This is a genomic window from Streptomyces sp. NPDC051104 (assembly GCF_040682835.1).
Classification (GTDB): Bacteria; Actinomycetota; Actinomycetes; order Streptomycetales; family Streptomycetaceae; genus Streptomyces; species Streptomyces cynarae.
Genome location: NZ_JBFBBS010000057.1, coordinates 1 through 24,146, shown reverse-complemented (window position 1 = coordinate 24,146; position 24,146 = coordinate 1). Strand labels below are relative to the sequence as shown.

Below are 24,146 nucleotides of genomic sequence, written 5' to 3'. Positions count from 1 at the left end.
GCGAGTGGGGGCCGCGTCGGTCACGGTGGGCGTCCGGCACGGGCACGCACCCGTAGCCGCGACACCCCTGCTCGGGGTGGTGCGGTACCCCGGATGCGCCCCGGTCACAGGTGCGCGAGCTTCTCGAGGACGGGGGCCGCGGCGCGCAGTGCCGCCCACTCGTCCTCCTCCAGGCCCTCGATCAGTCCGGCCAGGAACGCGTTTCTCTTGCGGCGGCTCTCCTCGAGCATCGCCTCGGCACGCTCGGTCTGGGTGACCACCTTCTGGCGCCGGTCCTCGGGGTGGGGCTCGAGGGCCACCAGACCCTTGCTCTCCAGCAGGGCCACGATGCGGGTCATCGAGGGCGGCTGGACGTGCTCCTTGCGGGCGAGCTCGCCCGGGGTCGCGGAGCCGCAGCGGGCCAGGGTGCCGAGCACCGACATCTCGGTCGGGCTCAGCGACTCGTCGACCCGCTGGTGCTTGAGTCGGCGCGACAGACGCATCACGGCGGAGCGGAGAGCGTTCACGGCGGCAGCGTCGTCGCCATGGGTCAGGTCAGGCATGCTCTTTAGGATAACTCATTACTTTCCCTAAAGACCACCTGGACGTACGCCCACAAGGGTGACTCCGGCCACTTCCACAGCGGCACATCTGGATCAGGCAAGAAACCCCTGAACTGCCCACATCACTCGAATGAGTGATCCGGCAGCGGAACGCGACCCCTCGCGCGCCCGGGTCGGGCAACCCTCATGGCCATGGGGACCAGCGTGCTCAGCCTGCGGATGGACAGGGAGCTGCTCGAGCGGCTCCGGCACCACGCCGCCAGAAGAGGAATGAGCGTGCAGGACTATGTCGTCCGGACGCTCATTCGGGATGACTTCGACCAGCGGTTCGAGGCCGCCGTCGAGGAGACGGAACGGTTCTACAACGGTTCTAGGGTCACCTGACCCTCGCCCGACCCCGGAGGCCGATCCGGCGGATCAGGTCAGGCCCAGCGCCGGCATCAGGTAGTAGAAGGCGAAGACCGCCGCCACCATGTACATCGCCGCCGGGACCTCGCGTCCGCGGCCCGCGGCCAGACGCAGCAGGGCGAAGGTGATGAAGCCCATCCCGATGCCGTTCGTGATCGAGTACGTGAACGGCATCATCAGCATGGTCACGAAGGCGGGGATGGCGATCGTGTAGTCCGCCCAGTCGATCTCCTTGATCGAGTTGGAAAGGATCAGGAAGCCCACCGCGACCAGGGCCGGGGTGGCCGCCTGGGACGGGACCATCGTGGCGACCGGGGTGAGGAAGAGCGCCACCGCGAACAGCAGGCCCGTGACGACGTTCGCGAAGCCCGTGCGCGCACCCTCGCCGACACCGGCCGTGGACTCCACGAAGCAGGTGGTGGCCGAGGAGGAGCTGGCGCCGCCCGCCGCGACCGCGATGCCGTCGACGAAGAGGACCTTGTTGATGCCGGGCATGTTGCCCTCGGCGTCGGTCAGCTTGGCCTCGTCGCTGATGCCCATGATCGTGCCCATCGCGTCGAAGAAGCACGACAGCAGGACCGTGAAGACGAACAGGATGCCGGTCAGCACACCGACCTTGCCGAAGCCTCCGAACAGGCTGACCTTGCCGATCAGGCCGAAGTCGGGGCTGGCGACCGGGTTGCCGGGCCACTTCGGGACGGTCAGCCCCCAGTTGGGGATCTTGGCGACGGCGTTGAGGACCACCGCGAGGACCGTCATCGCGACGATCGAGATCAGGATCGCGCCCGGCACCTTGCGGACGATCAGCGCGAAGGTGAGCAGCGCGCCGAGGAGGAAGACCAGCACCGGCCAGCCGTTGAGGTGGCCGTTCATGCCGAGCTGGAGCGGGACCGTGGTCTGGGCGACGTCGGGGATACGGGTGACGAAGCCGGAGTCCACGAGACCGATCAGCATGATGAACAGGCCGATGCCGATCGAGATGCCCTTGCGCAGGCCGAGCGGCACGGCGTTCATCACGCGCTCGCGCAGACCCGTCGCGACGAGGAGCATCACCACGAAACCGGCGAGGACGACCATGCCCATCGCGTCCGGCCACGACATGCGCGGGGCGAGCTGGAGGGCGACGACCGTGTTCACGCCGAGGCCGGCGGCGAGGGCGATCGGGACGTTGCCGATCACGCCCATGAGCAGCGTGGTGAAGGCGGCGGTCACGGCGGTCGCGGTGACGAGCTGGCCGTGGTCCAGGTGGTGCCCGTACATGTCCTTCGCGCTGCCGAGGATGATCGGGTTCAGCACGATGATGTACGCCATCGCGAAGAAGGTGGCGAAACCGCCACGGATCTCGCGGGACAGCGTGCTGCCCCGCTCGGAGATCTCGAAGTAGCGGTCGAGGGCGCCGGACGGCGGCCGGGTGCCCGGCTGCTGCGGGGCGGAGGCCTTGGCGGGGGCCGAGGTGGGCATGCGGGACCTCAATGTGCACGGGGATCACGGGGATCGCTGAACAAACGTGATCGAGTCTCGCCCTCGCCTGTCACCAACAGATTCCCCCATGCCTCTGTTGGTGCTTCATACGAACATAAGCGGCCAGACTCGAACCGTTTCAGTATGAACATATAGGGCCCTGATCGCTATCTCCGCGCGTAGACCCTTGGTATGCAAGGCCGCGGCTCGCGCCCGCGTCACGCCCGGGTCGCGGTCGGGGGCGGTTTCGGCTCCTCGTAAGCTGTGCGCATGGCGAAGTGGACCCCCAGGCACGAGGCGCCGGAGCCCCTTGAGGGCCCCGTGGTGCCCGTCGTCACCGGCGGCACGATCCTCTGGCTCCTGATGTTCCTGGTCCAGCTGCCGTTCTACGGCTGGTTCGCCGACCACGGGCACACATGGTGGCTGTGGACGTGCCTGGCGGGAGCGGGTCTGGGCTGCGTGGGCATCTGGTACGTACGCAAGCGGGACGCGGCGATCAAGCGGGAGACGGCGATCAAGCGGGCCGCCGACGCCGAGCGGTGACTTTCGCAGTACCTCTCCCGCGCTCCTCCGACCCCCGCGTGAGCCGCCCTCCTGCCCTGGTCGGATCTTTGAGGTGCTCGGCGGGTGAAGGCGCAAATCCGCACGTACCGTCGAATGCATGACGCACATCGACGCGGGTGCCGAACTCGATCCCGTGCACCCCGCCCCGATGCCCGTGCGGACGCGCGGCCTGACCGCCGCCGAAGTGGCCGAGCGGGTCGCCCGCGGTGACGTCAACGACGTTCCCTTGCGCAGCAGCCGCTCCCTGGGCGAGATCGTCCGCGCGAACGTCTTCACCCGCTTCAACGCGATCATCGGTGTCCTCTGGCTGATCATGCTGTTCGTGGCGCCGTTCCAGGACAGCCTGTTCGGATACGTGATCATCGCCAACACCGGGATCGGCATCGTCCAGGAGTGGCGGGCCAAGAAGACCCTCGACTCCCTGGCGGTGTTCGGCGAGGCACGGCCGACCGTGCGCCGGGACGGGACGGCGGCCGAGATCAGTACGTCCGAGATCGTGCTGGACGACGTCATCGAGATCGGGCCGGGGGACAAGATCGTCGTCGACGGCGTCGGCGTCGAGACCGACGGGCTGGAGATCGACGAGTCGCTGCTCACCGGAGAGGCCGACCCCGTCGTCAAACGGCCCGGTGACCCGGTGATGTCCGGCAGCTTCGTGGTCGCGGGCGGTGGCGCGTTCCAGGCGACCAAGGTGGGCCGCGAGGCCTACGCCGTCCAGCTCGCCGAGGAGGCGAGCCGTTTCACGCTCGTGCACTCCGAGCTGCGCACCGGCATCTCCACCATCCTCAAGTACGTCACCTGGATGATGGTCCCGACCGCGATCGGCCTGGTCATCAGCCAGTTGGTGACGACGCAGCACGGGATCAAGGACTCCGTCGCCCGCACGGTCGGTGGCATCGTGCCCATGGTCCCGGAGGGGCTGGTCCTGCTGACCTCCGTGGCCTTCGCGATCGGTGTCATACGGCTGGGCCGCAAGCAGGTCCTCGTCCAGGAGCTGCCCGCCATCGAGGGGCTCGCCCGCGTCGACACCGTCTGCCTGGACAAGACGGGCACCCTCACCGAGGGCGGCATGGACGTCACCGAGCTGCGACCGCTCCAGGGCGCCGACGAGACCCACATACGCAAGGTCCTCGGCGCCCTCGGCGAGGCGGACCCGCGCCCGAACGCCTCCCTCCAGGCGATCATCGACGCCTACCCGGACAGCGAGGACTGGCGCTGCACCGAGGCCCTGCCCTTTTCCTCCGCCCGCAAGTACAGCGGCGCCTCCTTCAGCGAGGGCGACGGCCAGACCGGCACCTGGCTCCTCGGCGCCCCCGACGTCCTCCTCGACCCCGACGACCCGGCGCTGACCGAGACCGAGCGGCTGAGCGAGCAGGGGCTGCGCGTGCTGCTGCTGGCCCGCGCCTCCCGGGACCTGGACGACCCCCGGGTCACGGCCGGCGTCCGGCCCACCGCGCTGGTCGTCCTGGAGCAGCGGCTGCGCGCGGACGCCGCCGACACCCTGCGCTACTTCGCCGACCAGAACGTCCGCGCCAAGGTCATCTCCGGCGACAACGCGGTGTCGGTGGGCGCGGTGGCCGGAAAACTCGGCATCCGCGGCGAGGTGATGGACGCCCGGCACCTGCCGCAGAACCAGGACGAGATGGGGAAGTCCCTGGACAAGGGCACCGTCTTCGGCCGGGTCACCCCGCAGCAGAAGCGGGACATGGTGGGCGCGCTCCAGTCGCGCGGGCACACGGTGGCGATGACGGGCGACGGCGTGAACGACGTGCTGGCGCTCAAGGACGCGGACATCGGGGTGTCGATGGGCTCCGGCTCGGAGGCGACCCGGGCCGTGGCGCAGATCGTGCTGCTCGACAACAGCTTCGCGACGCTGCCGTCGGTGGTCGGCGAGGGACGGCGCGTCATCGGGAACATCACCCGGGTCGCGACGCTCTTCCTGGTGAAGTCGGTGTACTCGGTGCTTCTGGCGGTGCTGGTGGTGTGCTCGCAGGTGGAGTACCCGTTCCTGCCCCGGCACCTGACCCTGCTGTCGACCCTGACGATCGGCGTCCCGGCGTTCTTCCTGGCCCTCGCGCCGAACAATGAGCGGGCGAGGCCCCACTTCGTCCGGCGGGTGATGCGGTACTCGGTCCCGTGCGGGGCGGTGGCGGCGGTCGCCACGTTCGTCACCTACCTGATCGCCCGCCACCACTACAGCGGCCCCGGCTCCCTGGAGGCGGAGACCAGCGCGGCGACCCTCACGCTGTTCCTGATCGCCATGTGGGTGCTGGCCATCGTCGCCCGCCCCTACACCTGGTGGCGGATCGGTCTGGTGGCCGCGATGGGCGTCGCGTTCATGTGCGTGCTGGCCGTGCCGTGGCTGCAGCACTTCTTCGCCCTGAGGCTGGTCGGGGAGACGATCCCCTGGGTCGCGGTGGGCATCGCGGCGGTGTCGGCGGCCGCCCTGGAGGTGCTGTGGAAGTGGGTCGACCGCCGGTTCCCCGCGTGATGCCTCAGTCGAACCAGCGGTCCCGCGCCAGCTCCTCGGTGCGGGACGGGTCCTCCAGCAGCGCCGCCACCTCGAAGCGGCGCGGCCACTGGCCCGCCGCCCAGGCCAGGCCCGCCGCGACGCCCTCCAGGGTGGCCGCGTGCAGGACACCGTCGGACGTCAGGCGCCAGTCCAGCTCGACCCCGTCGACGACGAGTTCCTCGTGCTCCACGTACGTCTGCGGCGTCCGCGGTCCGAGCAGGACCCGCACCGAGTCCGGTACGTCGTGCTCGACACCCTCGGAGGTCACCTGGCCCGTCACCGACTCGCTCAGCCGCCGCACCTGGAACAGCTCGGCCAGGTCGGCGGCCCGGGCCGGGCGGACCGGCAGCAGGGGGACGCCCTCGGTGAAGGGCAGCAGGTCGGGCGAGTCGACGACCACCGCGTCGGCGGCGTCCACGACGGTCACCCGCCCGTCGACCACCGCCCGCAGCTCCTCCGGCAGGGTCACCTGCTGCGGGTCCAGCTCGGCCAGCGCGCCGTACAGCGCGTGCAGTTGGGCGGCCGTGACGGCGCGGTCCGGGTCGGCAAGCCGGTCGAGGAGTTCCGCGGCGCCGCCGGGCTCGTCGAGGAGGGCGGCGACCGACGTCCGTACGCCGAGGGCGCGCAGCACCTGCTCGTCGTCGAAGCCGGTGGCGTCCGCCTCGTCGTACAGGCCGTGCAGCAGCGGGTCGCCGCCCGCCGAGCGCAGGCCGGCCGGGCGGCGGCCGTCCAGCACCGGGTGGCCGCGCAGCCACCAGGCCGTGTAGGGGCGTACGACCTCGTGCGTGCCGTCCGGCAGCAGCACCCGCACCGGCTGGGTGAGCGCGTCCCTGAGCGGGGGCTGCGACAGCAGGGCGAGGGCCTGCGGCCAGCGGTCGTCGTCGACCAGGTCCAGGTCCCGTACCGCGACGACCTCGGTCGCCACCGGCGGTACGGGAGTGTCGGGCAGCCGGTCGAGGACGTCCTCACACCACACGTCGACCGCGTCGAGCAGCCCCACGTCGTCGGGCTCGGCGAAGTCGGAGTGGCGGGGCTCCAGTTCGTCCGGGTCGAGGACGACGTCGGTGGCGCGGACGAGGGCGAAATCGGCGAGCACGCCGCAGGCGGCCAGCGGCTGCTCGCCCCAGCGTTCGGCCAGGTCGGCGTCCACGAAGGCCAGTTCGCCCTCGCGCATGACGCTCGCGAACGGGCTGCCGGGCAGCACGAGTTCCCCGGCGGGCGCGAGTTCGCCGTCCTCGTCGGGCAGCGCGAGCGCGCCGAGCCACGGCTCGTCACCGGGGTCGAGGCCCGCCTCGCGGACGAGGGCGAGCACCGTGTCCGCCAGCTCCTCGGCGTCCAGGCCGTCCTCCTCCCAGCCCACGCCCTCGTCCTCGAGGGAGGCGGCGACGGCGGCCCGCACCTGCGGGGTGGTGAGGATGGCCCGCGGGGTGGCCGGGAGCGCGCCGAGCTTCTCCAGCAGCGGATGGGCGCCGTCCGCGTGGGCGACCTTCAGACCGAGGCGGGCCAGCGCCTCCGCAGCCACCGGCGGCCCGTCGAAGGTCGGCAGCAGGACCTGCCGGGGCCCGATCGTGGTCCGCCCGTCGGCCAGCGGCACCGGCAGCCCGGACAACCGGTCCGGGTCGACCCCGGCCAGGCTGTCGTATAGCCGCCACCACCACTCCGGCGCCTTCTCCAGCCCCGCGAGCCGGTCGATCGCCTCGGTCAGCGGCACCCGGGCCACGCCCAGCGTCCGCAGCTCCACGCGGCGTTCGAGGCCCGCGGGCAGCAGGCAGGGCAGCACCTCGGCGAGCACCCGCACGGTCCCGGCCCCGGCGCCCTCGACGATCTCGGCGTCCCGGGGGCGCAGTGCCTCGGGCAGTTCGTCGTCGTCGCCGGGCTCGTTCGCGGGCGGCAGGAAAGCGGTGCGCGGCAGCCGCTCCAGGATGGCCCCGCGCAGCGCGCCGTCCAGCTCGCCCTTGCCGAGCGGCCCCGGCACCAGGTCGAGGATGCCGGAGGTCACCGGGCGCCAGGCGGCGAGGAGTTCGGCGTAGGCGTCGGCGGCGCGCTTCACCAGGAAGTCGGTCAGCGGGCCGGGCGCGGCGTGGCGGCGGCTGGTGTCCAGCGGGAACGACGCGATGAGCAGGGCGGGCACCCCGAGCGGCTCGTCGCTGGGGGTCGGGGCGTGCACCACCGGGGCGGTGCGGGGACGGCCCGGGGTGCCGTCGGCCTCGGCGGGGACGGCCCAGGTGACGGACCAGTGGGGGCGCAGCCGCTCCTCGACCGGGCGGTCGGCGAGCAGGTCGGGGGTGAGGGGGCCGTGCTGGGAGACGGTACGCCAGCGGGTCGTGCCGTCCCGGGAGTCCTCCACGACGGTGTCGGTGCCGTCGGTGCGGCGGACCAGCGTGCGGGGACCGAAGTCGTGGATCTCGACGACGACCTCTTCGAGGCCGGGCAGGGCGAGCAGCAGCGCGTCGTCGACGGCCCCCAGCAGCCGCTCGGCCAGATCGGCGGCCGCCGCGTCGCGCAGCGGGAGGATGACGGCGGTGTCGTAAGGGTCGGGGGCGGTGCCCTCGGCGGCGAACGGCAGCCTCAGCAGCGGTACGTGCCCGTCGCGGCGGCGGATCTCGTCGCCGAGGCCGGGGCTGTGCCGGGCGGTCTCGGTGGCGAGTTCCCGGGCCTCGGACAGGGACCAGCGCACCCCTCCGTGCCGGCCTACGACCGCGGGTTCGTCACTGACGGAGAGGACGGCCGCGAAGCCGACGCCGAAGCGGCCGACGGCCTGTTCCCGTTCGTCGCGCTTGGCGGAGGCCCGCAGGGTGGACAGCGACTCGACACCGGCCGCGTCGAGCGGGGCACCGGTGTTGGCGGCGACGAGCACGCCCTCGCGGAGGGTCAGCCGGAGCCGTCCGGGGACCCCCGCCCGGGCCGCGGCGTCGGCGGCGTTCTGTGCGAGCTCTACGACGAGGCGGTCGCGGTAGCCGCCGAGGACCAGGTCCTCCTCGGCGTTGGCGTCCTCGCGGAACCGGGCCGGGCTGGTCGCCCAGGCGTCCAGCACGCCGCGGCGCAGGCGGGCCGTGCCGAACGGGTCGCCTTCGGCTGCCGGTCGCACGAACTTGCTCACGGTTCACTCTCCCTCTGGCGGCGGGGGGCTGCCGCCGGACGAAGGTACCGTGCACGAGGTCGGCCGTTCGCTGTGGGAAGGCACCGTCTGACCGGGTGGCCGTTCCGGCGGCTCCGCCCCCGAGCCCCCGTGTCGGCCTGAACGGCCTCGTCCTCGAACTCCCCCAGCTCTTCGAGCAGCGGGACCTCCAGACGGGCTGGTCATGCCGGACCAGGCTCCGAACGTGCCCCCTACGAGTGCCCCAGCTCCGCCGACGACTCGTCCGCCACCGCCGGCACCGACCCCTCCGGCGACGGCCGCAGCGGAAACGGTTCGACCTTCGTCTCGTCGACCACCGGCGGAGCCGGGCGCGGCGTCTTCGGCATGACCGCCGCCTCCGAGTGGCCGCCGCAGCCGTACGACAGCGAGACCACGTGGCCGTCCGCCGGGGAGAACTCGTTGGCGCACACCCCGAAGGCCTGGCCGAGCGAGCCGCCGATCGGGACCAGGAAGCCGCAGGAGACACAGGAGGCGGGAGCCGCCTGTGCCATCGGCGTCTTGGCGCCGAACGTCTCCTCCCAGCGGTCGGCGGCGACGTGCAGTCCGTAGCGGGACAGGACCCGGGCGCGGCGCAGGCCCAGCTCCTCCGCCACCGCGGAGATCGAACCGCGCGACGGGGTGATCGGCAGGTTCGCCGGGGCCCCGCCGGTCACCTCCGCGTCCTCCGCCTCGACCAGCTCGGCCATCTCGCCGGAGACCGCCGCGTTCGGGAGCGGCTCCTCCTCGCCGGTGAACCCGGGCTCCAGGCGCAGGTCCTCGGCGTCCGTCGGCAGCAGGTCGCCCGGCCCCAGGTCGCCGGGGCGCAGCCGCTCGCTCCACGGCACCCACTCCGGGGCGAGCAGCGCGTCGGGGCCGGGCAGCAGGACCGTCTCGTCCACCGTGACGACCTTCGCGCGCGAGGCCCGCGCGACCGTCACCGCCCAGCGCCAGCCCCGGTACCCCAGTTCCTTGCACTCGAAGAAGTGCGTGACAACACGGTCACCCTCGGAGACCATCCCGGAGTGCTCGCCGACGACGCCGGGCGCGGCGGCCTCCTCGGCGGCGGTACGGGCGAGGTCGATCGCCTCGGCGCACAGGCGGTCGGGGGTGCGGCTTCGCGTTGTCGCGCTCACAGGTATCGCTTCTCTCCTACGCCGTCTCACGGGTGCGCCCTTTCTCGGCTGGGAGCGGACGGAGCGGACCAGAGGGCCGCGTCGACGTCCGCGCCCGATCGCGCTCGGGCGCACCCACACCATCCATTCTGCGGGATGGATTTCAGGCGCGCGGCCGAGAACAATCGCCACGGCGCGCTACGCACGCTACCCTCTCCGGGCCCCTGGGCCCACACCGAGTCGCTGCGCTTTCCCGGAGCCCGGCCCTCCGCATGCCGTTCCGGACGTGTCGCCGCGGCCCCTTCGGGTGGGCGCGCCCCGCCCCCGGTACGACACCCATCGATCCCGTACGTGCGGTAACGGCACTACACCCGCGCTTCTCGGGGCACTATGACGGGGTGGCAGCCGCGAGGTCGTCCGAGGGAACCACCGGGGCCGGTGGGGCCGGTGGGCGCAGCCGGGGTGGCGGTTCGGGCCGGTTCGGCGGGTCCGTCCGCGCGGTCGGCCATGCCGTGCGCCGTCCGCTCACCGGTGTCGCCCGCGGTATCCGGAAGGCCACGAACGCGCACGGCGCGGGCGAGTCCGGCCTCGGCAAGCTGATCGAACTGCACGCCGTGAACGGGGCCGGCGACGTCATGATCACGGTGGCTCTCGCCTCCACCGTCTTCTTCTCCGTGCCGACCGACGAGGCCCGCGGGCGCGTCGCGCTCTACCTCGCCATCACCATGGCGCCGTTCACGGTGCTCGCCCCCGTGATCGGCCCCCTCCTCGACCGTCTCCCGCACGGCCGGCGGGCCGCGATGGCGGGCGCGATGCTCGCCCGTGCCCTGCTCGCGCTGATCATCTCGGGGGCGGTGGCGAGCGGAAGCCTCGAGCTGTACCCGGCGGCGCTCGGCGTCCTCGTCGCTTCGAAGGCGTACGGCGTCGTCCGCAGCGCCGTGGTGCCACGACTGCTGCCGCCTCACTTCTCGCTGGTGAAGGCCAACTCCCGGGTCACCCTCGGCGGCCTGCTCGCCACCGGGCTGGCCGCCCCGGTCGGGGCCGCGCTGCACGCCATCGGTCCCAACTGGCCGCTGTACGGCGCCTTCGTACTGTTCGTCGCGGGGACGTTCCTGTCGTTCTCGCTGCCGCCGAAGGTCGACTCGGCGAAGGGAGAGGACCGTGCGCTGCTCGCCTCGGACGAGGAGCATCTGCACGGCCCCAAGCGCAGGGCGGCCTCACGCCGGCCCGGGCTGCGCACCGTGGGCCCCGCCGTCATCCACGCCCTGGCCGCCAACGCCGCGCTGCGCTGTCTGTCCGGCTTCCTGATCTTCTTCCTCGCCTTCCTGCTGCGCGAGCACCCGCTCACCGGGGAGAGCGCGGCGGTGTCGCTGGGCATCGTGGGCGTGGCGGCGGGCGCGGGCAACGCGCTCGGTACGGCCGTCGGCGCCTGGCTGAGGTCACGCGCACCGGAAGTGATCATCGTGACGGTGGTGGCGATGGTGCTGGGCGCGGCGATCACCGCGGCGGTGTTCTTCGGATCGTTCCTGGTGGCGTGTCTGGCGGCGGTCGCCGGGTTCGCGCAGGCACTCGCCAAGCTGGCGCTGGACGCGCTGATCCAGCGGGACGTGCCGGAGCTGGTGCGCACGTCGGCGTTCGCGCGCTCGGAGACCTTGTTGCAGATGGCGTGGGTGCTGGGCGGGGCGATCGGGATCGTGCTCCCCCTCAACGGGGTGCTCGGGCTCTCGGTCGGCGCGGCGATCGTCGCGGCGGGCTGGCTGCCGACGGTACGGGCGCTGCTGACCTCGGCACGGCGCGAGGGCACGGCCCCGGCCCGGGTGCGTGGGGCCTGATCGCGGGAGCGGGCGGCACGTCGTCGACCCCGCGTGGGGGGCGCTCCGGCCGTGCCCGATAGCCTTCGGCCATGACCGCACTGCGTTCCCGTCGCGCCGTAGCCGCCTTCGGCGCCGTTTCCGCCGGACTGCTCCTGCTGTCCGCCTGTGACAAGCCGTCGCCGCTGGCGACCATCACGGTCGGCACGAACTCGGTGAGCTCCCAGACCGACTGCTACAACGACGGCAAGGAAATCCCCTCCGCCGATCTGGCGAAGTGCCTGAAGTCGAAGGACATCAAGTCGATCAAGGTGGACCCCGACGAGACGGTCCGCTTCGGCGTGGACCCGACCATCGCGGACAAGGGCTGGACGATCCTGATGAACGGCCAGCCGCTGACCGAGTCCAGCACCAAGACCTACCGCACGATCCCGGGCAGCGTGTTCTTCAACGCCCAGTACGGGGCGAGCGGCAACTCCACGCTCGTCTCCATCAAGGAGGGCGAGAGCAAGGTGACGGGGCTGTGGTCCTTCAAGCTCGAGAAGGCCTCCTGATCACGTCCCCCCAGGTTGGGGTGTCCCCTGCTCGAGCGGAGCCGAGAGCTTGGGGAAGTGTCCTGGTGGCCACCGCTGTTTCCGTGGAACGGGACGCGGTGGCCAGGGCCTTCGTATCCCCGGCCGCCGAGGTACGGCTCCCCGGGGTGACCCTGCACCGCACCGGCGCCTACGACCTGCTCGCCGCCGGGGTGGGCCCCGCCCTCGCCGCCGCCTCCACCGCCGCCGCGCTCACCGCCGCCGCCCTCGACGGCACCCCCTACGACCTGGTCGTCTCCGCCGGCATCGCGGGCGGCTTCGCGCCCGACGCGCCCGTCTGCTCGCTCGTCGTCGCCGACGACATCGTGGCTGCCGACCTCGGGGCCGAGACCGGGGACGGGTTCCTGCCGGTCACCGAGCTCGGCTTCGGGACCGTCAGCCATCGGCCGCCGGAATCACTCGTACGAGATCTCGTCACCGCCACCGGGGCGCGCGCCGGGACCGTCCTCACCGTCTCCACCGTGACCGGCAGCGCCGTGCGCGCCGCCGAGCTGCGGGCCCGGCATCCGCGGGCGCTCGCGGAGGCGATGGAGGGATTCGGGGTCGCGGAGGCGGCCGCCGCGCACGGCACGCCCGTCGTGGAGGTCCGGGCCGTCTCCAACCCGGTCGGCCCGCGCGACCGCGCCGCCTGGCGCATCGGTGACGCGCTCACGGCCCTCACGGAGGGCTTCGGGAAGCTAGCGCCCGTATTGGAGAGTTGGGAGGCAGCATGACCGCATCCGCCGAGCCCCTGAAGATCGCCTACTCCCCCTGCCCGAACGACACGTTCGTCTTCGACGCCCTCGCCCACGGCCGCGTGCCCGGCGCGCCGGCGCTCGACGTGAGGTTCGCCGACATCGACATCACCAACGGGATGGCCGAGCGCGGCGAGCTCGACGTGCTGAAGGTGTCGTACGCCGTCCTGCCGTACGTCCTGGACGAGTACGCCCTGCTGCCCTGCGGGGGCGCGCTGGGGCGGGGCTGCGGGCCGCTGGTGCTCACGCGGGGGGAGGGGGTCGATCTCACCGGCAAGACGGTCGCCGTGCCGAGCGAGAGGTCCACGGCGTATCTGCTCTTCCGCCTGTGGGCGGCGGACACCGTCCCCGGTGGGGTCGGGGAGATCGTGGTCATGCCCTTCCACGAGATCATGCCGGCCGTGCGGGACGGGAAGGTCGACGCGGGGCTGGTCATCCACGAGGCGCGGTTCACGTACCAGAACTACGCTCTGCACAAGCTCGCGGACATGGGCGAGCACTGGGAGGACACCACCGGCCTGCCGATCCCGCTGGGAGCGATCATCGCCAAGCGGTCGCTGGGCGCGGACGCGCTGAAGGTGCTCGCCGACTCGATCCGCACATCCGTACGGGCGGCCTGGGACGACCCCGAGACGTCACGCCCGTACGTCATGGAGCACGCGCAGGAGATGGACCCCGCGGTGGCGGACCAGCACATCGGCCTGTACGTGAACGAGTTCACTGCCGACCTGGGCGAGGACGGCTATGCGGCGGTCCGGGGCCTGCTCACACGCGCGGCGGCCGAGGGGCTGGTACCGCCCCTCGGTCCGAATGCGCTCGCGTTCCCCTGACGGGGCCGGTGCCCTGTGCGCGTGGTCAGACGTCCAGCTGGTCGGCGACCGCGCGCAGCAGGCCCGCGATCTTCTTGCCGGAGGCCTTGTCGGGGTAGCGGCCCTTCTCCAGCATCGGGGTGATGTTCTCCAGGAGGGTCGTCAGGTCCTGGACGATGGAGGCCAGTTCGTCCGGCTTCTTGCGCTGCGCGGCGGCGACCGAGGGGGTCGGCTCCAGAAGGGTGACGGACAGCGCCTGGTCGCCGCGCTGGCCGGCGACCACTCCGAACTCCACGCGCTGTCCCGGCTTCAGGGAATCCACTCCGGCGGGGAGAACCGAGGAATGGACGAAGACGTCGCCGCCGTCGTCGCGGGAGAGAAAGCCGAAGCCCTTCTCGCTATTGAACCACTTGACCTTGCCAGTCGGCAAAGCACACACTCCCTCGGTCACCCCAGGTACGCCCTGGTACTGCTGCCCATCGGCCGTCGAACCAGCCTACCGGGCCTCTCCCCACCTGCACATGAGGGGAAACGGACGCATGACCCCCTTCCGGCTACTGCCCTCCCCCCAGGGAACCTCAGCCACGAGAGAGACCAGGCGGGACGGTCGGGATTTCGAAGGGGAGGACTGTAGCGGGTCTCTGTGCCTAGCAGACTCACTTGCTTGCCGGTAGGCACGTCTGCCCTCGTCCTCGTACTCGTCGGAAACTGCGTCTGCAAAGTGTTTCGGGAAACTGCTCTGGAGAGCACTGCAGCGGGCCGCGTGGACCCGCCGGTACCAAGGCTAATGGTCCCCGGGCCGGTGACAAGACGTCGCTGAGTGGTTCCTCGCGGTGGGAACTACCCTGGTCCAGTGCGTGACAAAACCCAAGCGAATTCCGCCGCGGCCGGCGACCGGCTGATCCGTGCCGGCGCCATCGTGTTCTTCCTCGGGGCCGTGTCCACTTTGGTCACCGTGGCCCCGTTGCTGCTGGGGACGAAGCCTTTCCCGACGTACATGTACGGCCTGTGCATGCTCATGGGTGTGGGCTTCCTGATGGCGGGAGCCGGTGTGCTCCAGTCGATCGCGGAGGGGCGCAGGCAGGCGCATGGAGTGGGGCAGCGGTAGCGGGTCGCTACCGAGCCCGGTACGTCGCGAGCCAGGCCGGGAACTCGGTGAGGTCGGCGAGGACGACGTCCGCGCCCGCGGCCCGCAGCTCGTCGGCGTCGCAGGGGCCTGTGGCGACGGCGACGGAGTGGGCCCCTGCCGTACGGGCACCGCGCACGTCGCCCGTGTGGTCGCCGACGTAGACCGCCGCGCCGTGGTCGAGCAGGGCCTCCGCCTTGCGCTCGGCCCACAGGTCGCCGATCACCGCGTCGGGTTCGATGCCGAGGTGCTCCATGTGCAGCTTGGCGTTGGGCTCGTACTTGGCGGTGACGACGATCGCGCGCCCGCCGGCCGCCCGTACGGCGTCGATCGCCTCGCGGGCGCCGGGCAGGGCGGGCGTCGCGGCGATGGCGATGGCGGGGTACATCTCCCGGTAGAGGTCGGCCACGGCGTCGATCTCCTCCGCCGGGAACCAGTTCACGAGCTCCTCCGCGAGCGGCGGCCCGAGCCGGGTGACGGCCAGGTCGGCGTCGATGTACGTGCCGGTCCGGGCGGAGAGTGCCTGGTAGCAAGCGTGGATTCCGGGCCGGGAGTCGATCAGCGTCATGTCGAGGTCGAAGCCGACGGTGAGGGCGCGAGAAGTCATATCGGCGATTGTTCCAGGGGGGAACAGGAGTAGAGGAGTAACGGAGGACGCGGGTAAGCGCGACCGAGCAATCGCGCAGCGATGAGTACGGAACGGCCCCTGGAATCCGCCCGGTGAGCCCGGGCCTTTGTGGTGTCACCGGCGGCGCTGTGAGCGCCAGACCAGGAACAGGGCCGAGGCGACGGCGGCGCCGCGGACCACCCAGGGCCAGGTCTGGGCGATCGCGTCGTTCATGTGGCCCTGCGGGATGGGGGTGCCCCAGCGGCCGTCCGTGCGGCCCCACAGCCAGACGATGCCGGCGGCCGCGACCAGGCCGGGCATGCCCATGACCGCCCACTTGGACTCGGTGGGGGTCAGCCGACGGGAGGCCCAGGCGATGAGCCAGCCGAGGCCGAGGGCGATCCAGTTGCCGAGCACGGCGCCGGCGACGAGGAGACCGGCGGCCAGGAGCAGCAGCGGGTTGCGCCGTCCCGTCAGTCGCGGCAGACGGCGAGCGGGGGCGGCTGCGGTCTCCTCGGCGGCGGGGGCGGACTCCACGGCCGGTACCGGCTCCGGTTCCTTCCGCTCGGTCTCCGGCTTCAGCGGGCGGCGCGGCGGCGGCTTCAGCAGTTCAGGGATCTCCACACCGCCGACGAACCCGGGGACGCCGTCACCGGCCTCGAACGCACCGCCGGGCCCGCCGTCGACCCGCCACCAGTCGGGCCGGGTGGCGCTGTCGCCGAGCTCGTGGGCACCGGCCAGGTGGGGCGGGGAAGGGGCGTTCCGGGAGGTGTCGACGGGCGGCGGATCGGCCTGGCGGGGCCGGGGTACGACCCGGCGCAGGCCCTTGGGGCGGTCGTCCGTGTCGTCCGCCCGCTGGAGGGGGACGGAGGCGGGGCGGCTGTCGGTGGCGCCGGCGGGGGCGTCGGCGGACGCGGCGGCGACGACCTCGTCGGGGGTGCCGAGCCGGGCGAGGATCCGGCGGACGGCCGTGGGGCTGTCGACGGCGGCCTTCGCCCGCCGCCGGTCGATCTCGTTCCGCAACTCGGACACGAGGCGCATGCGCGCGGCCGACGGCAACTGGCGCTGCTGGGCCACGTCTCCGACCCGGCTCAGATAGTCGAAGACGAGCTGATCGCTCTCAATCCCCACGAAGCCCCTCCGGGGTGGCGCCGCATCTCCCCCGTACCGTACCGGGGCGAACCGTACTCTGGGGGCTTCGCCCCCAGCCCCCCCGGTCGGCCTTCGGCCTGAAGGGTGGGGTGGCTCGGGCGAGTGTCCGGCTGCGGGCCGGAGGTGGCTGATCGCGCAGTTCCCCGCGCCCCTTCAGGGGCTCCGCCCCCAACCCCTGGGTGGCTTGGGCAAGTGCCCCGCTGCCGGCCGCAGGTGGCTGATCGCGCAGATCCCCGCGCCCCTTCAGGGGCGCCGCTGCCGGCTCCCTGGAGCGCGTGCAGGGGCGCATTCCCCGTCCGGCCCCGGGGTGCAGCGCCGCAGTCCCCGCCTGCCCGGGGGCGTAGTCCCCCGTGGCGTAGTCGCCGCCGGGGTTTCAGGGGCGGAGCTCCTGAGGTGGGAGGTGTAGGGGCGGCGGGGGCGGGATCTCTCGGTGGCTGCGCCGCCGGGGCAGGCGTCGGCACCGTTACACCCGCTACCGTTGACCGGATGACGACCGAGGAGCGCTCACGCAAGGCAGCCACCGGCACCGGTGCGCCCCGTTCGCTGGCCGAATCCCTGCGCGCCCGGGACGACGCCTCCCTGGCTGCCCTCCTCCGTGCCCGCCCGGACCTCATCACCCCGGTCCCCACCGACCTCACCCAGCTCGCCACCCGCGCCGCCACCCGCGCCAGCGTCGTCCGCGCGCTGGAGCGCCTCGACCGGTTCGCCCAGCAGACGGCGGAGGCACTCGCCGTGGCCGCGGACCCGGCGTCGTACGGCGAACTGGTGCAGCTCATGACCGGTGACGGCGGCGCCGAAGCCGATCCCGTGGTCGCCGAGGCCGTCCCCCACGCCCTCGCCACCCTGCGCGAGCAGGCCCTCGTGTGGGGCACCGACGACCGGCTCCACCTCGTCCGCACCGCCCGCGAGCTGCTCGCCCCCACCCCGCAGCACCCCTCCCCCACCGGCCTCGGCCCCACCGTCGCCGAGGTCACCGCCGGCCTGTCCCCGGGGCGGATCCAGGAGATCCTCACCACCGTCGGGCTGCCGACGACCCACGACGCCGTGTCCGCCGTCTCCTCGCTCACCGGCCTCTTCAGCGACCGCGCCCGCATGGCCGCACTCCTCGCCACGGCCCCCGCCGAGTCCCTCGAGGTGCTCCACCGGCTGGTGTGGGGGCCGCCGTACGGGCAGGTCACACCGGACCCCGCCCCACGTCTGCGCTGGCTCCTCGACCGCGGTCTGCTGCTGCCCACGGCACCCGGCACCGTCGTACTCCCCCGCGAAGTCGCCCTGCATCTGCGGTCCGGGCGGGCGCACCGCCGTCCCGAGCCGCTGCCGTCCGCCGTGGAGCCCGCCGCCACACACCGTCCACAGGTTGTGGACGCGACCGCGGCCGGTCAGGCGTACACGGCGCTCGCCACCGTCGAGGAGCTGCTGAAGGACTGGGACGAGGGCGGGCCGGCCGTGCTGCGGGCCGGCGGGCTCAGCGTGCGGGATCTGAAGCGGACGGCCGTCGCCCTCGACGTGCCCGAGCCCGTCGCCGCCTTCTGGGTGGAACTCGCCTACGCGGCGGGCCTGCTCGCCTCGGACGGCGAGGCCGACGAGCGGTACGCGGCCACCCCGGCCTACGACGAGTGGCTGGAACGCCCCGCCGCCGAGCGGTGGACCCGGCTCGCCACCGCCTGGCTGGCCGCCACCCGCACCCCCGGTCTGGTCGGCGGGCGCGACGCCAAGGACCGCGCCCTGTCCGCGCTCGGCCCCGGTCTCGACCGCTCGTCCGCGCCCGAGGTCCGCCACCGGGTCCTGACTCTGCTCGCCGGTCTGCCGGAAGGCACCTCGGCCACCCCCGAGTCGATCCTGGCCCGGCTGCGCTGGGAGCGGCCCCCGCGCGGCACCCGGCCCGCGGCCGTCCAGCCCGCCGCCACCCAGCCGCCGGCCGACGACCCGCGTACCCGCCTCGCCCAGTGGACGCTCTCCGAGGCGGAACTCCTCGGCGTCACCGGCCGCGGCGCCCTGTCCGCCCACGGCCGCGCCCTGATCGGGGAGCCCTCCGGTCACACTCCGGCCGTCGAGCCCACCGCGACCGGCCCCGGCGACAAGCTCCCCGTCCACCACCAGCACCACCGGCCCGCCGCGCCCCGCGCCCCGCTCACCCCCGCCGAGCAGGCCGCGGCCGCCTCCCGCGCCGCCCGCCTGCTCGCCCCGCTGCTGCCCGAACCGCTGGACCACGTCCTGCTGCAGGCGGACCTCACGGCGGTGGCCCCCGGCCCGCTGCAGCGCCCGCTGGCCGACGTGCTCGGCGTGCTCGCCGAGGTGGAGTCGAAGGGCGGCGCGACCGTCTACCGCTTCACGCCCGCCTCCGTCCGCCGCGCCCTGGACGCCGGCCGCACCGCGTCCGACCTGCACGCCTTCCTCGCCGCCCACTCGCGCACGCCGGTCCCGCAGCCGCTGGCCTATCTGATCGACGACGTCGCGCGGAGGCACGGTCACCTGCGCGTCGGGGCGGCCTCGGCGTATGTGCGCTGCGACGACGACGCCCTGCTCAACGAGATCCTCGCCGACAAGCGCTCGGCCGCTCTGCGCCTGCGCCGCCTGGCCCCGACCGTCCTGGCCGCCCAGACCGACCCGGCGACCCTCCTGGAGGGGCTGCGCGCCATGGGGCTCGCCCCGGCCGCCGAGTCCGCCGAGGGCGACGTCCTGATCGCCCGCGCCCACGCCCATCGCACCCCGCCGCGCACCCCGCCCGAGCCGGTCCCGGACGGCCCGCCGCCCCCGGACGCCACCCTCCTCACGGCCGCCCTGCGCGCCATCCGCGCCGGCGACCTGGCCTCCACGGCCCCCCGCAAACCCACCGGCGCCCCCGCCACCGGCGGCGACCTCCCGCGCACCACCTCCGCCGAGACCCTCGCCACCATGCAGGCCGCCGTGCTCACCGGCGAGTCCCTGTGGATCGGCTACGTCAACGCAGAGGGCTCCGCCAGCCAGCGCGTCATCGCCCCCATCCGCGTGGAGGGCGGCTTCGTGACGGCGTACGACCACACGGCGGACGAGGTCCGCACCTATCCGCTGCACCGGGTCACGGGGGTCGCGGAACTCGCGGACGACCAGGAGTGACCGTCCACGAGCCGGCCTTGATCGTCCTCCTATGAGGCACACTGGACGTTTGGCCGTGCAGAGTCGCGCAGAGCCATACAGATCCGTGCAGAGCCGTGCAGAGCCGTGCAGAAAGGCAGCCGCGCGTGAATGGTCCGCTGATCGTCCAGTCCGACAAAACCCTGCTCCTCGAAGTCGAGCACGAGCAGGCCGACGACTGCCGTCGGGCCATCGCCCCGTTCGCCGAGCTGGAGCGGGCGCCCGAGCACATCCACACCTACCGCGTGACCCCGCTCGGGCTGTGGAACGCCCGCGCCGCGGGGCACGACGCCGAGCAGGTCGTGGACGCGCTCGTGCAGTACAGCCGGTATCCCGTGCCGCACGCGCTGCTCGTCGACATCGCCGACACCATGGACCGGTACGGGCGACTGACCCTCGCCAAGCATCCGGCCCACGGGCTGGTCCTGAGCACCACCGACCGGCCCGTCCTGGAGGAGGTGCTGCGCTCCAAGCGGATCGCTCCACTGGTCGGGGCCCGGATCGACGAGGACACCGTTGCCGTGCACCCCTCCGAGCGCGGGCAGATCAAACAGGCGCTGCTGAAGCTGGGCTGGCCGGCCGAGGACCTCGCCGGGTACGTGGACGGCGAGGCGCACCCCATCGAACTGCGCGAGGACGGCTGGGCGCTGCGGCCCTACCAGAAGCAGGCCGTGGAGAACTTCTGGCACGGCGGCAGCGGTGTCGTCGTCCTGCCCTGCGGCGCCGGGAAGACCCTAGTCGGCGCCGGGTCCATGGCGCAGGCCAAGGCGACCACGCTGATCCTCGTCACCAACACCGTCTCCGCACGCCAGTGGAAGCACGAACTGGTGAAGCGGACCTCGCTCACCGAGCAGGAGATCGGCGAGTACTCGGGGACCAGGAAGGAGATCCGGCCGGTCACCATCGCCACCTACCAGGTCCTCACCACCAAGCGGAAGGGCGTCTACCCGCACCTGGAGCTGTTCGACTCCCGTGACTGGGGGCTCATCGTCTACGACGAGGTGCACCTGCTTCCGGCGCCCGTCTTCAAGTTCACGGCGGACCTGCAGGCGCGGCGGCGGCTCGGGCTGACGGCGACGCTGGTGCGGGAGGACGGCCGCGAGTCGGACGTGTTCTCCCTGATCGGGCCCAAGCGGTTCGACGCGCCGTGGAAGGAGATCGAGGCCCAGGGGTACATCGCGCCCGCCGACTGCGTGGAGGTGCGGGTGAACCTCACCGACTCCGAGCGGCTCGCCTACGCCACCGCCGAGACGGAGGAGAAGTACCGGTACTGCGCGACCACCGACACCAAGCGGAAGGTGACCGAGGCGCTGGTCAGACGCTTCGCCGGGCAGCAGATCCTCGTCATCGGGCAGTACATCGACCAGTTGGACGAGCTGGGTGAGCATCTGGGCGCGCCCGTCATCAAGGGCGAGACGTCCAACACGCAGCGCGAGAAGCTCTTCGACGCCTTCCGCCAGGGCGAGATCAGCGTGCTCGTCGTCTCCAAGGTCGCGAACTTCTCCATCGACCTGCCGGAGGCGACGGTCGCCATCCAGGTGTCGGGGACGTTCGGGTCGCGGCAGGAGGAGGCTCAACGGCTGGGGCGGGTGCTGCGTCCCAAGGCCGACGGCCACCAGGCCCACTTCTACTCGGTCGTCGCCCGGGACACGATCGACCAGGACTTCGCGGCCCACCGCCAGCGCTTCCTCGCGGAACAGGGGTACGCGTACCGGATCGTGGACGCGGACGAGATGCTGGCCGAGGAGAGCTGAGAGGGCTGGGCGACTAGGGGCGGCGGCGGATACCCGCCTCCTCGCCGTACTCGCCGAAGAGGACCACGTCCACCGCGGCGCCCAGGAACACCTTGACGGCGCGCAGGGCGTCGGCGAGGCGGTGACGGTGGTGGTCGCCGTCGATGGCCGTCGCGCCGGACGGCGGGCCGTGCCGGGAGGGGGTGAAGGTTGCTGCGCTCATGTCTCCATGGTGGAGCCGCACAACCCGAATGGCGTCGGACCAGGGACGTAACCTGCACGGCCCTCACCTCCCCCTGGAGTCGCCCCCGCGTAGTACCCGGGAGGGACACCGGCCCCTAGGGCACCCGGGCCGCACCCCTGGGGCGGCGGCCGGCACGGCGGAAAAACCGTTGGCCGCCGTATCCGCCCGTCACCTAGAATCCCCTCTCTTGCCCGCCTCCCTTCACGGAGAGCCGCCGTCCGGACGGAAACCGGACGGCAGAACCGCCACCCGTCACCGCAGCAGCCGGCCGCCGGTACGTGCGCGTACGCGAACCCGTACCGCCCGGCTCCATGCCACGCCCCGGAGGCACCTTTCCGTGTCCACCCCGACCGCCCCGTCCGACACCGACCCCCTCTCCCGCGAGCGCGCCCACCTCGCCGCCTCCCGGGCCGCCCTGCGGGCCATGCGCGAGGACGTGGAGAACCTCGACATCCGCGACGTCACCGCGAACTGGGTCAACGCGGAGGTCCTCGCCCACCAGATCGAGGAACGCATCAAGGCCCTCGCCGACCTCAGCCACACCCCCCTCTTCTTCGGCCGCCTCGACTACCTCCACGCCCCCGGCGCCGACCAGGCGGAGGGGGCAGAGGGCGAGCGCCCGCAGCCGAAGGCTGCTTATCAAACACTGCACATCGGGCGCCGGCACGTGCACGACGCCGACGGCGACCCCATGGTCATCGACTGGCGCGCCCCCGTCTCCCAGCCGTTCTACCGGGCCTCCAAGAAGGACCCGATGGACATCGGGCTGCGCCGCCGCTTCGGCTACACCGGCGGGGACCTCACCGCGTACGAGGACGAACACCTCTCCGACCCCGCCGAGGCCGCCACCACCAGCAAACTGCTCCAGCGGGAGATCGAGCGCCCGCGCGTCGGCCCGATGCGCGACATCGTGGCCACCATCCAGCCCGAGCAGGACGAGATCGTACGAGCCGGGCTGTCCGGGACCGTGTGCGTCCAGGGTGGACCCGGCACCGGCAAGACCGCCGTCGGCCTGCACCGCGTCGCCTACCTCCTCTACGCCCACCGCGAGCGCCTGGCCCGCACCGGGACCCTCGTCATCGGCCCCAACAAGTCCTTCCTGCACTACATCGAGCAGGTGCTGCCCGCACTCGGCGAGCTGGAGGTCAAACAGGCGACGGTCGACGACCTGGTCGCGCACGTCGAGGTGCGCGGCACGGACACCGCGACCGCCGCCGTGATCAAGGGCGACGCGCGCATGGCGGAGGTCCTGCGCCGAGCCGTCCGTTCGCACGTGACGATGCCCACCGAGCCGGTCGTGGTGGTGCGGGGCTCGCGGCGGTGGCGGGTGCCGGCGTACGAACTGGAGGAGATCGTCCGGGAGTTGCTGGACCGGGACATCCGGTACGGCGCCGCCCGCGACGCCCTGCCGCAGCGGATCGCGCACGCCGTGCTCGTCCAGATGGAGCGCTCGGGGGAGGCGCCGGACGACCGGGTGCAGGACGCCGTTGCCCGCAACGCGGCAGTCAGGGCGGCGGTGAAGGCGATCTGGCCGCCCGTCGACCCCGCCAAGCTGGTCCTGCGGCTCCTCACCGACGCCGACTTCCTCGCCGGACACGCGGACGGGGTCCTCGACGCGGACGAGCAGAAGGAGGTCCTCTGGTCGAAGCCGGTCAGGTCGGTGAAGTCCGCCACGTGGTCGCCCGCGGACGCCGTGCTGATCGACGAGGCCACCGACCTGGTGCAGCGCACGCACTCGCTCGGGCACGTGGTGCTGGACGAGGCGCAGGACCTCTCCCCGATGCAGTACCGGGCGGTCGGCCGGCGCTGCACGACCGGTTCGGCGACCGTGCTCGGCGACCTGGCGCAGGGCACCACGCCCTGGGCGACGAGGAGTTGGCAGGAGGCGCTGGCCCACCTCGGGAAGCCGGAGGCGGTGATCGAGGAGCTGACGGCGGGTTTCCGTGTGCCGACGGACGTGATCACGTACGCCTCCCGGCTGCTGCCGCACATCGCGCCGGGCCTGACACCGGTCGCGTCGGTCCGCGAGAACCCGGGCTTCTTCGAGGTCCGTACGGTCACGGAGGCCACCGGAGTGGTCGCCGCCTGCGAGGAGTTGCTGCGCAACGAGGGCTCGACGGGTCTGATCGCCGCCGACGCCCGCATCCCCGCACTGGCCGAGGCCCTGACGGCGGCGGGCGTCCCGTATCTGGCCCCCGGTGAGGAGACCACCCGGGAGACCCGACTGACCCTGGTCCCGGCCTCACTCGCCAAGGGTCTTGAGTACGACTACGTCGTCCTCGACGAGCCCCAGGCCGTCGTCGACGGCGAACCGGACGAACGCACGGGCCTGCGCCGCCTGTACGTGGCCCTCACCCGAGCGGTCTCGGGCCTGATCGTCACGCACGCGGCGCCGCTTCCGCCGCAACTCGGCTAGTGCCGCGGCAGGCAACGTTTGCCCGTCAAGGAGCGGCGTCCGGTGCGTGCTCTGGGGGTACCCCCTGCTCGAAGAGCTTGGGGGAGTGCC

The 24,146-nt window shown here is 72.7% G+C and carries 19 protein-coding genes; 11 read left to right on the top strand and 8 right to left on the bottom strand.

Features of this window, described 5'->3' with window-relative positions; all coding sequences use genetic code 11:
• Positions 1-104: 104 nt before the first annotated feature.
• A complete protein-coding gene (locus AB0N14_RS36490; protein WP_366030003.1) occupies positions 105-542 on the bottom strand; it encodes a MarR family transcriptional regulator in 438 nt (145 codons plus the stop codon).
• Between the two features lie 186 nt (positions 543-728).
• Here AB0N14_RS36490 and AB0N14_RS36485 point away from each other — a divergent pair, with 186 nt between their 5' ends.
• A complete protein-coding gene (locus AB0N14_RS36485) occupies positions 729-926 on the top strand; it encodes a ribbon-helix-helix protein, CopG family (RefSeq protein ID WP_366030002.1) in 198 nt (65 codons plus the stop codon).
• A 33-nt stretch (positions 927-959) separates the two neighbouring features.
• Here the strand turns inward: AB0N14_RS36485 and AB0N14_RS36480 are convergent, their stop codons facing one another.
• Complete coding sequence (locus AB0N14_RS36480; RefSeq protein WP_366030000.1) at positions 960-2,411, bottom strand: NCS2 family permease; 1,452 nt, start codon at positions 2,409-2,411, stop codon at positions 960-962.
• Between the two features lie 270 nt (positions 2,412-2,681).
• Here AB0N14_RS36480 and AB0N14_RS36475 point away from each other — a divergent pair, with 270 nt between their 5' ends.
• Both AB0N14_RS36475 and AB0N14_RS36470 read left to right on the top strand, forming a co-directional pair.
• Positions 2,682-2,954: a DUF2530 domain-containing protein gene (locus AB0N14_RS36475; protein ID WP_366029999.1), complete on the top strand. Its 273-nt coding sequence runs from the start codon at positions 2,682-2,684 to the stop codon at positions 2,952-2,954.
• 118 nt (positions 2,955-3,072) lie between these two features.
• Positions 3,073-5,466: a cation-translocating P-type ATPase gene (locus tag AB0N14_RS36470; RefSeq protein WP_366029998.1), complete on the top strand. Its 2,394-nt coding sequence runs from the start codon at positions 3,073-3,075 to the stop codon at positions 5,464-5,466.
• A 4-nt stretch (positions 5,467-5,470) separates the two neighbouring features.
• Here AB0N14_RS36470 and AB0N14_RS36465 read toward each other — a convergent pair whose 3' ends face one another.
• Positions 5,471-8,587 (bottom strand): molecular chaperone Hsp90, encoded by a 3,117-nt coding sequence (locus AB0N14_RS36465; RefSeq protein WP_366029997.1) that lies wholly within the window; start codon positions 8,585-8,587, stop codon positions 5,471-5,473.
• 230 nt (positions 8,588-8,817) lie between these two features.
• Entirely contained in the window at positions 8,818-9,738 is a 921-nt protein-coding gene (locus AB0N14_RS36460) for a DUF3027 domain-containing protein (protein WP_366029996.1), read from the bottom strand.
• A 377-nt stretch (positions 9,739-10,115) separates the two neighbouring features.
• On the opposite strand from AB0N14_RS36460, the gene AB0N14_RS36455 reads away from it, so the two are divergent.
• The 4 genes from AB0N14_RS36455 to AB0N14_RS36440 all read left to right on the top strand — a co-directional run bounded on the left by AB0N14_RS36455 (position 10,116) and on the right by AB0N14_RS36440 (position 13,685).
• Complete coding sequence (locus AB0N14_RS36455) at positions 10,116-11,549, top strand: MFS transporter (protein ID WP_366029995.1); 1,434 nt, start codon at positions 10,116-10,118, stop codon at positions 11,547-11,549.
• 71 nt (positions 11,550-11,620) lie between these two features.
• The gene (locus AB0N14_RS36450) at positions 11,621-12,082 is read left to right on the top strand and encodes a DUF2771 domain-containing protein (RefSeq protein WP_366029994.1); all 462 of its coding nucleotides are present in this window, start codon (positions 11,621-11,623) and stop codon (positions 12,080-12,082) included.
• Between the two features lie 65 nt (positions 12,083-12,147).
• Positions 12,148-12,834: a futalosine hydrolase gene (locus tag AB0N14_RS36445; protein WP_366029992.1), complete on the top strand. Its 687-nt coding sequence runs from the start codon at positions 12,148-12,150 to the stop codon at positions 12,832-12,834.
• Positions 12,831-13,685, top strand: coding sequence for a 1,4-dihydroxy-6-naphthoate synthase (locus tag AB0N14_RS36440; RefSeq protein ID WP_366029990.1), 855 nt, complete (start codon positions 12,831-12,833; stop codon positions 13,683-13,685). Before AB0N14_RS36445 ends, AB0N14_RS36440 begins: the two co-directional genes overlap by 4 nt.
• Before the next feature lie 25 nt (positions 13,686-13,710).
• Here AB0N14_RS36440 and AB0N14_RS36435 read toward each other — a convergent pair whose 3' ends face one another.
• Positions 13,711-14,094: a cold-shock protein gene (locus AB0N14_RS36435; RefSeq protein WP_103845154.1), complete on the bottom strand. Its 384-nt coding sequence runs from the start codon at positions 14,092-14,094 to the stop codon at positions 13,711-13,713.
• 423 nt (positions 14,095-14,517) lie between these two features.
• Here AB0N14_RS36435 and AB0N14_RS36430 point away from each other — a divergent pair, with 423 nt between their 5' ends.
• Entirely contained in the window at positions 14,518-14,772 is a 255-nt protein-coding gene (locus tag AB0N14_RS36430; protein ID WP_366029989.1) for a hypothetical protein, read from the top strand.
• A gap of 7 nt (positions 14,773-14,779) precedes the next feature.
• Here AB0N14_RS36430 and AB0N14_RS36425 read toward each other — a convergent pair whose 3' ends face one another.
• On the bottom strand, positions 14,780-15,397 hold the full coding sequence (locus AB0N14_RS36425; RefSeq protein WP_366029988.1) for a haloacid dehalogenase-like hydrolase: 618 nt from the start codon (positions 15,395-15,397) through the stop codon (positions 14,780-14,782).
• 135 nt (positions 15,398-15,532) lie between these two features.
• Positions 15,533-16,528 carry a hypothetical protein gene (locus AB0N14_RS36420; RefSeq protein WP_366029987.1) on the bottom strand — a complete coding sequence of 332 codons (996 nt, stop codon included), beginning with the start codon at positions 16,526-16,528 and terminating at the stop codon, positions 15,533-15,535.
• A gap of 507 nt (positions 16,529-17,035) precedes the next feature.
• Here AB0N14_RS36420 and AB0N14_RS36415 point away from each other — a divergent pair.
• Positions 17,036-19,645: a helicase-associated domain-containing protein gene (locus AB0N14_RS36415; protein ID WP_366029986.1), complete on the top strand. Its 2,610-nt coding sequence runs from the start codon at positions 17,036-17,038 to the stop codon at positions 19,643-19,645.
• Between the two features lie 125 nt (positions 19,646-19,770).
• The gene (locus AB0N14_RS36410) at positions 19,771-21,417 is read left to right on the top strand and encodes a DNA repair helicase XPB (RefSeq protein WP_366029985.1); all 1,647 of its coding nucleotides are present in this window, start codon (positions 19,771-19,773) and stop codon (positions 21,415-21,417) included.
• A gap of 13 nt (positions 21,418-21,430) precedes the next feature.
• Here AB0N14_RS36410 and AB0N14_RS36405 read toward each other — a convergent pair whose 3' ends face one another.
• Positions 21,431-21,619, bottom strand: a complete 189-nt coding sequence (locus AB0N14_RS36405; RefSeq protein ID WP_366029984.1) for a hypothetical protein — start codon at positions 21,617-21,619, stop codon at positions 21,431-21,433.
• A gap of 445 nt (positions 21,620-22,064) precedes the next feature.
• Between AB0N14_RS36405 and AB0N14_RS36400 the strand changes: the two genes are divergently transcribed.
• Positions 22,065-24,056, top strand: coding sequence for a UvrD-helicase domain-containing protein (locus AB0N14_RS36400; protein WP_366030011.1), 1,992 nt, complete (start codon positions 22,065-22,067; stop codon positions 24,054-24,056).
• Positions 24,057-24,146 lie beyond the last annotated feature (90 nt).